Annotated in this window: 1 protein-coding gene; it reads right to left on the reverse strand. The window is 63.3% G+C overall.

Annotated elements, in window-relative coordinates; all coding sequences use genetic code 11:
• The coding region (locus Q4563_RS19080; protein ID WP_303605632.1) for a hypothetical protein at window positions 1–289 on the reverse strand (289 nt) is incomplete at both ends.

A 289-nucleotide genomic window follows, 5' to 3' on the forward strand; every position in this document is an offset into this window, starting at 1 on the left:
GCACCCGGGTTTCCTTGTCGCTGCCTGATGTTTCTGTCACCGTCGACGAAAAATCACCGCTGATTGTCACCCGTAACTGGCTGACCAGATCAACCCGCGCCAGCTCGCTGGCACGCTTGATGGCACTGACCGGGTCACCATACACCTCGATACTGCCAACCCCGTACGCCATCCCGGCAGCAGAAGGTGGCGTCAGTGCCCAGTCCGGCATGCCGTCTGGTCGCGGGCCGGTGCTGGTGCTGGTCTCCGCCAGGCTGTCTGTTGTTTGCCTGGGCGTGGAGGCACACGC

The organism is Gilvimarinus sp. 1_MG-2023 (genome assembly GCF_030548285.1).